This is a genomic window from Paragemmobacter kunshanensis (genome assembly GCF_011059185.1).
GTDB classification, from domain to species: Bacteria; Pseudomonadota; Alphaproteobacteria; order Rhodobacterales; family Rhodobacteraceae; genus Paragemmobacter; species Paragemmobacter kunshanensis.
In genome coordinates this window covers 23,085-29,983 of sequence record NZ_JAALFE010000030.1, presented here as the reverse complement: position 1 = coordinate 29,983, position 6,899 = coordinate 23,085, and the positions used below count along the sequence as shown (strand labels likewise).

Annotated in this window: 5 protein-coding genes; 1 reads left to right on the top strand and 4 read right to left on the bottom strand. The window is 65.8% G+C overall.

Features of this window, described 5'->3' with window-relative positions:
• Nucleotides 1-51: 51 nt before the first annotated feature.
• The 4 genes from G5V65_RS19560 to G5V65_RS19545 all read right to left on the bottom strand — a co-directional run bounded on the left by G5V65_RS19560 (nt 52) and on the right by G5V65_RS19545 (nt 5,599).
• Entirely contained in the window at nt 52-858 is an 807-nt protein-coding gene (locus G5V65_RS19560; RefSeq protein WP_165053683.1) for a tyrosine-type recombinase/integrase, read from the bottom strand.
• An 829-nt stretch (nt 859-1,687) separates the two neighbouring features.
• Nucleotides 1,688-2,356 carry an HAD family hydrolase gene (locus tag G5V65_RS19555; protein WP_165053679.1) on the bottom strand — a complete coding sequence of 223 codons (669 nt, stop codon included), beginning with the start codon at nt 2,354-2,356 and terminating at the stop codon, nt 1,688-1,690.
• Nucleotides 2,349-4,847 carry an ATP-binding protein gene (locus tag G5V65_RS19550; protein WP_165053677.1) on the bottom strand — a complete coding sequence of 833 codons (2,499 nt, stop codon included), beginning with the start codon at nt 4,845-4,847 and terminating at the stop codon, nt 2,349-2,351. Before G5V65_RS19550 ends, G5V65_RS19555 begins: the two co-directional genes overlap by 8 nt.
• Nucleotides 4,844-5,599: a response regulator gene (locus G5V65_RS19545; RefSeq protein WP_241250667.1), complete on the bottom strand. Its 756-nt coding sequence runs from the start codon at nt 5,597-5,599 to the stop codon at nt 4,844-4,846. The genes G5V65_RS19550 and G5V65_RS19545 overlap by 4 nt, the downstream gene beginning before the upstream one ends.
• A gap of 231 nt (nt 5,600-5,830) precedes the next feature.
• Between G5V65_RS19545 and G5V65_RS19540 the strand changes: the two genes are divergently transcribed.
• Entirely contained in the window at nt 5,831-6,847 is a 1,017-nt protein-coding gene (locus G5V65_RS19540; protein ID WP_277602973.1) for an ABC transporter substrate-binding protein, read from the top strand.
• Nucleotides 6,848-6,899: the final 52 nt, after the last annotated feature.

Here is a 6,899-nt window from a genome sequence, read left to right as displayed (position 1 = left end):
GCCTTCAACACCATGTTTTATATAGGAAATATAATGGTCAGGACAGCGAAATCAGCGCCTTACTTGGGAAATGTGGGTGGAAAGGTGCCAGACCGCACCCCGGATTTCCGAGTCAGCCATTTGCGCGGCCTCGCTCAACCGCTGGCCGGTTAAGAGAAGCACCTTGCCCAATGGTCCCCATGGAAAACCTTCAGCATCGCAGGCCTGCCAGAACCACCGGATTTCGTCGTCGGTCAGCACGCGGTCACGACTTGTCTCTTTCGCAACCGGCTTCACCCCGGTTGCCGGTGACATGGGCAGTATATCGCGCTCTACGCACCAGTTCAGGAACTTGTTCAGGTAGGCCCGGATGCGGTTCGCAGTGACCACACGCCCGCTATCTGCGATGCCATCCAGAAGGTCGATCACGTCTCGCTTGGTGATCGAATGAATGTCCCGATCGCCCCAATCCTTCACTACGAACCGATCGAGTTCCCGCTTAACCACATCGCCGCTTTTCAGGCCTTTCAGGTGTCGCTTGGCGAACTGCCCGATCAGCGTTTCGATCTTGTTCCGGTTATCTTCGGCCTTCGGTACCTTCGGTGCCTTCGCGGCCTTAACTTCCGCGGCAGGGTCACGCCCTTCGCTTGCCGCTGCCATCACGTCACGCGCCCGCGCCCGCGCATCGGCCAGTGAAAGCGTAGGAAAGGCGGCGAGGGTCATCCTGCGATGCACACCGCCATGCCTGTACCGGACCTGCCAGCTTTTCTTTCCCGTGGGCTGAACCACCAGGTACAGGCCGGTGCAAAGGTCGTCTGGGATTTCCTGACGCTTGTCTGTCGCCGCTAGCGTCTCGACAGTTGTGGCCTTCAGCTTCATGTCAAATGGTCCTCTGGGGAACAGTCTGGGGAACAGAATAGCTTGTAACCCGTGTTCCCCAGAGTTACACCGTGTTACACTAGTTCGTCAATATTTCAATATTTTCAGTATTTTGCTGTAATCGAAAGTTTTACACTGTTTTGCTATGTTACATGCCAAATGATGACTGTTAATCAATTGGTCGTAGGTTCGATCCCTACCGCCGGAGCCAAAAACCCCGATTAAAGTCAAAAGTTGCAGCCATACCGCAAGGATGGCACTTGGGGTGTTTGGCACGTCGAGGCAGATGCCGGGCAACCTGCCCCGATTTGCCCGGCGGTTTCGCGCAGCGGGTGCAGGCCATACCGGGCCGACATCACACTGCTTGGGTCTAGCCCCGCTTGATTGTCGTGCCCCCGCCACCACGCAGCAGGGCATCCGAAGGACGGGTAAGCCACGAGATTCCCCTGCAGCGACCTCGGCCGGTTCACGAAGGCCCGTTACGCAACGCGCGGTCATGCCGCTGAGGGCCCGGGAAGTCCCCGTCGCGGCGCGCTCAGAGGGATGTGTCCGCAATTCCACGGCGACTCCCGGTATCATCACCTCTGACGGCCAGGCTGAGGGGCCGTTCCGGCAGTGCCTTTGAATTCATGGGCCATCTTCCTCACCGCCTCGAGTCCGCCTTGTCGCGAAGTAAACCTTCCCGGGCGCCTGAGGGACACAAGCGGGACCTAGGCCTTCAGGCGACGATCCATGTGCCGGAGCACCCTGATCCTGTCACCTCGCCGATCGCACGGGCGGCTTCAGGATGTTTCCGGCACCTTCTTCCTGCAAGGGCGGCTCGGTCCTTCTACCGGCCAATCCCCTCTGCCGCCGCTGCGCGCTCTCTTCCTGCCGAAACCGCACCAAGGCGCGCCATCAGGGCCGCCTGGGCGGGCGGCCAGGTCGCGCGCCGCACGTCATGCCAGGCCATGCCCGCCGCCTCTGCCGCCGCGATGCCCTGGTCGCTGTCCTCCAGCACGAGACAGGCCCGCGGCTCCACCCCCAGCGCCGCGGCTGCCGCCAGATAGAGATCGGGCGCGGGCTTGGGGTCGGGGGCATCCTCGCAACTCAGAACACGGTCAAACAGCACGTCCAGCCCGGTCGCCGCCAGAAAGGCGCGCACGATCGCCCTTTCGCTGTTCGTCACCACGGCCACCGGAACCCGCCCCGATGCCTGCCGCGCCACATCGGCGACAAGGGGGTTTTCGCGTGCCTCGCCCGCCAGCCCGACTGTAAGCCCGATACTGTCGGCAATCAGCCGTTCGGTATCGAGCCGCAGCCCGAATTCCGTGCAATACCGGCGGAACAGATCCCGGCGGTCCAGCCCCGTCAACCCGCCATACCAATCCCGCGCCATCACCTGTCCCTGCCGCTTCAGCGCCGCCGAGATTGCCCGAAAGTGCAGGTCTCCCGTCAGAAGCAGCGTCCCGTCACAATCGAACAGGATGGCCGCGGGTATCCCCCTTGGTTCAGACATCGCGGCCTGCCCTTCTTGCCTCGTCATCCACAGCGGGAAACAGCTCGCTCATCGACCGGGCCAGCACTTCGGCGGTCAAGGGCTTTGCCAGCGCCACGACCCGGCCGGGAAAGCGGCAGGACAGCGGATCCACCTCCGGCAGATGCCCCGATACGATGATGGCACGCGCCTCGGGCCAGCGCGTCAGCGCGCCTTCCGCCAGCCGCCAGCCATCCACCCGCCCCTGCAGCGTCAGATCGGTCACGACCAGATCGACCGGCGTCTGCATCAGGGCCTGCGCCTCCGCGCTTGAGGTTGCCTGATCCAGCTTTCGCGATATCCCGGCCAGAACCGCCACCGCTGCGGCCCTGTCGGCGGCGTCATCCTCGACCAGCATCACCCGGCCCAGGCTGGCGGCCGTTCCTCGTGCCTCGGCCTGCAGGGGCAAGGTCAGGCGGACGGTCGTTCCCTGCCCGGGGGCCGAGGTGATGGCGATATCCCCCCCGGACTGCCGGATGAACCCATAGACCATCGCAAGGCCCAGCCCGGTTCCCGTGCCATCGGCCCGGGCCGAGAAGAAGGGCTCCATCGCATGGGCCAGAACCTCGGGCGGCATGCCCGCCCCGCTGTCTGCCACCTCGATCACCGCCTGATCCCCCTCTCCCGCCACGCGCAGCGTGACATGGCCCGCGCCTTCTATGGCCTGACCCGCATTCAGGCACAGGTTCAGGATCGCGCTTTCCAGTTGCCCGGGATCCACCCGCACCGGCAATGGCCCCTCTGCCGCCTCGATCCGGATCTCGATCTCCTCGCGCAGGGCGAAGCCCACCAGATCGGCCAGGCCCTCCACCAGCTGCGGCAGGTCCACGGTTTCCGGCTCCAGATGCTGGCGGCGCGCAAAGGCCAGAAGCCGCCCGGTCAGCGACCCGCCCAGATCCACGGCCGAGGCGATGGTCTGGCGCAGCATCGCCTGCCGCTCCGGCGGGGCGCTGTCCATCAGGTGCAGACTGCCCGAGATGGTGGACAGGATGTTTCCGAAATCATGCGCCACCTCGCCCGAAACCTTGCCCAGCGCCTCGATCCGCTGGATCTGGCGCAGCCGGTCCTCCATCTGCCGCCGCTCCGTCGCGTCGGATATCAGGACAACCGCCCCCCCGCCCGGCAGGGCGCTTTCGCGCCATTCCGCATGAAGCCCACCCTCCTGCGACAGGCAGGCCATGCCCGCGGGTCCCGCTCCCCGCTGCCAGCCGGCCTCGGCGATCAGATCGGCCAGCAGGGGCCGCCCGGCCAACCGTGCCGGATCCAGCCGCAAGAGCGGGGCCAGCCTTTCGTTATGGGCCACGATCTGCCCCTGATCCGACAGGATCGCCACCCCGTCGCTGATACCGGCCATCATGTTCTCGTATAGCGCGGTGCGCTGCACCATCTGCCGATGCGACCGGTCCAGCCGCAAGGCATTGGCCCGGAAGGTGCGAAAGGCGTGGAACAGCTTGCCGATCTCGTCGCCCTGCCCCTCGCCGCGCGGCAGGCGTGTCTGGCGGTCGCCCGCGGCAAGCCGGATCATCGCCTCCGAGATCGCGCGCAGATTGGCCGTGACATGGCCTGAAACATAGAGAGCCGCCGCAAGGGCAAGCGCCGCACTGGCCAGCACCACGACAAGCAGCGTCGACTTCGCCACGGCAATGGCGGTGGTGGTGCTGGCGCGTTCCGCGGCGATCACGGCCTGCGCTTCGGCGGTGGCGGTGGCGGCATGGGCAGTGACGGCCGCCGCGCCCTGCCTTATGCGCACCAGCGCCGCCTCGGCCCCGATCTGGCGGGCCAGTTCGATCCGGCGCAGTTCGAAAAGGCCCTCCCGCCCTTCGGCAACGATCCGCAGCCGCGCCAGTTCCGCCCCCACGTCCGGGGGCAGATCCGCCCCCATCCGCGCGGTCAGGCGGGTATATTCGCGCTGGAACTCTCCCACGCCGATCAGGTTCTCGGCCCGTCCAGCCCCCAGCAGGGCCGCGGCGATGCGCTGCAGGGCCAGCCAATCCTGCCGTTCCTGCAAGGGTGCCGTCGGGCGCGATGACAGCGCGGCAAAGCGGCGTTCCGCCGCCGCCAGCTCGGCATTCAGCCGCAGCGTCCTGTCCCGCAGCCCTGCGCGAAGCGAGGTGTCCCGCACCAGATTCCCGATGGCGCGCTGCGTCTCCTCCAGCCTTGCGCCCAGCGCGGCATCCCCCGGCAAACCCGCAGCGATCTCCTGCACCAGTCGCGTGGCCTCTTGCCCCTCCTGCGCGATGCGGAACGGGCTTTCCAGGGTCAGCAGATAGGGGGCCAGCGTCGCCAGATCCGCCGCCTGCCGCGACAGCGTCAGCGCCCGGTCCACCCCTGCCAGCGTCTCGCCATGCAGCCGGTCCAGACGGTCATTCCCCCGGCTCAGCGCGACCCAGGCGATCACCCCGACGGTCAGCACAGCCCCGGCCAGCAGGGCCAGCGCCACCAGCAACCGCGCCCTGACGGAAATACGCCTCATGCCGGCTGGTCCGTGACGAAGATATAGCCCTGCCCCCGCCGCGTCTGCAGATGCACGGGTTTGGACGGCACCGTCTCGATCTTGCGGCGCAGGCGCAGGATCAGCACGTCGATGGTGCGGTCCATGTATTGCGACAGGTCATTGCCCAGTTCGGTCAGCAGTTCCGTCCGCGGAATGATGCGGTTCTGGTGGCGCAGGAAATAGTCCAGCAGCCGGTATTCGGCATTGGTCAAGGGAATCTCTGCCCCGTCCTGATCCAGCAACTCGCGCCGCGTCTGGTCCAGCCGCAAGTGGCCGAAGGGCCAGATCGTGCTGCGGCTGCGATCAGGCGGAACCTGCGCCGGATGCCCGGCACGGCGCAGCACCGCGCGCAGGCGGGCCAGCAATTCGCGCGGATTGAAGGGCTTCATCATGTAATCATCCGCCCCGGTCTCCAGCCCGATGATCTTGTCCATCTCGTCTCCCCGCCCCGTCAGCATGACGATGGGAATGCCCATCGTCTCGCGGATGCGGATGGCCAGCGTCAGCCCGTTCTCGCCCCGCAGCCGCAGGTCTATCAGCGCCAGATCCACCGCCGGGCGCGGGCCAAGCGCCAGGAATGAAGGTCCGTCCGGCAAAGGCAGCGGCGAAAAGCCGTTCTCGGCCAGCAGGTCCGCCACGGTGCGGCGCAGATCCGGATCATCGTCGATGATGGCCACCACCGGGCCACCGGGCGATGATGCCCCGGCCTGCGTCATGGAAACCTGTTCCATGCGTTCGTCCTCCCTGCCGCCATGATGGCCGAAGCGCCACGCATCGCAATCGCTTTCCGGTTTCAATTGTTCCGCCTTGCCCGGGCTTTGTAACATTGTTCATCAAACGGCCGCCCCCGGGACAGTCTGTTAACCCGGCACCCCCTCCCCTGACCGGCGCGGCACGTGACAGTCTTGGCCGGACCGCTCGGGAGAAGCGGTCGCTACGGGAGGATGACGATGAGAAAGAGCATGATCAGTGCGCTTGCACTGGGCGCGGCCATGATGGCGGGCGCGGCTTCCGCGCAAAGCCTGAACGTGGTCTGTTCGAACGAACAGGCCTGGTGCGATCTGATGGCCCAGAACTTCAAGATCGACACCGGAATCGACGTCGCGATGGTGCGCAAGTCGACGGGCGAGGTGCTGGCCCAGGTCCGGGCCGAGGCTGGCAACCCCAAGATCGACGTCTGGTGGGGCGGCACGGGCGATCCGCATCTGATCGCCGCCAATGAGGGGCTGACCGTGGCGACCGGCGTCGATGTATCGGGCCAGCTCGGCTGGTCGCAGAACATGACGGAAATGTCGGGCGGCAAGGCCATCGGTGTGCATGTGGGCCTGCTCGGCATGCTCTACAACACCGAGGTTCTGGCCGAAAAGGGCCTGCCCGCCCCCGCCTGCTGGAAGGATCTCGCCAAGCCCGAATACAAGGGCGAGGTGACAGTCTCGAACCCGCAATCCTCGGGCACGGCCTATACCCAGCTTGCCACCCTCGTGCAGCTTTTCGGCGAGGACGAAGCCTTCAAGATGCTGGCCGAGATCGGGGCCAATGTGAACCAGAACACCAAGTCCGGCTCCGCCCCCGGCAAGATGGCCGCACGCGGGGAAACCACCATCGCGGTGGGCTTCATGCATGACATGGTCAACCTCAAGAAGCAGGGCTTCCCGGTCGAGATCGTCTCGCCCTGCGAAGGCACCGGCTATGAGGTCGGCGCGGTCAGCGTGATCAATGGCACCCCGAACCTCGATGCCGCGAAGAAATGGGTGGAATACGTCATCAGCGCCGAGGCGCAGTCGCGCGGGCTTGAGGTGGGCGTGTTCAACATCCCCTCCAACCCCGCCGCCGCCACCGACCCCGAGGCCCCCGACATGGCCGCGGTCAAGCTGATCGACTATGACTTCGCCACCTATGGCTCCTCCGAAACGCGCGAGCGCCTGCTTGCGCGCTGGGAAGCGGAAGTGAAGTCGAAGGGCGGCAACTTCGAGGAATGATCCTCCCCCGGCCCGCGCCGAAAAGGTGCGGGCCGCCTTCTTTTCCGGGATG

Excerpts from the sequence above, each read along its gene's own strand:
- G5V65_RS19560 (WP_165053683.1), bottom strand. The coding sequence starts at position 858 with ATGAAGCTGAAGGCCACAACTGTCGAGACGCTAGCGGCGACAGACAAG.
- G5V65_RS19555 (WP_165053679.1), bottom strand. The coding sequence starts at position 2,356 with ATGTCTGAACCAAGGGGGATACCCGCGGCCATCCTGTTCGATTGTGAC.
- G5V65_RS19550 (WP_165053677.1), bottom strand. The coding sequence starts at position 4,847 with ATGAGGCGTATTTCCGTCAGGGCGCGGTTGCTGGTGGCGCTGGCCCTG.
- G5V65_RS19545 (WP_241250667.1), bottom strand. The coding sequence starts at position 5,599 with ATGGAACAGGTTTCCATGACGCAGGCCGGGGCATCATCGCCCGGTGGC.
- G5V65_RS19540 (WP_277602973.1), top strand. The coding sequence starts at position 5,831 with ATGATCAGTGCGCTTGCACTGGGCGCGGCCATGATGGCGGGCGCGGCT.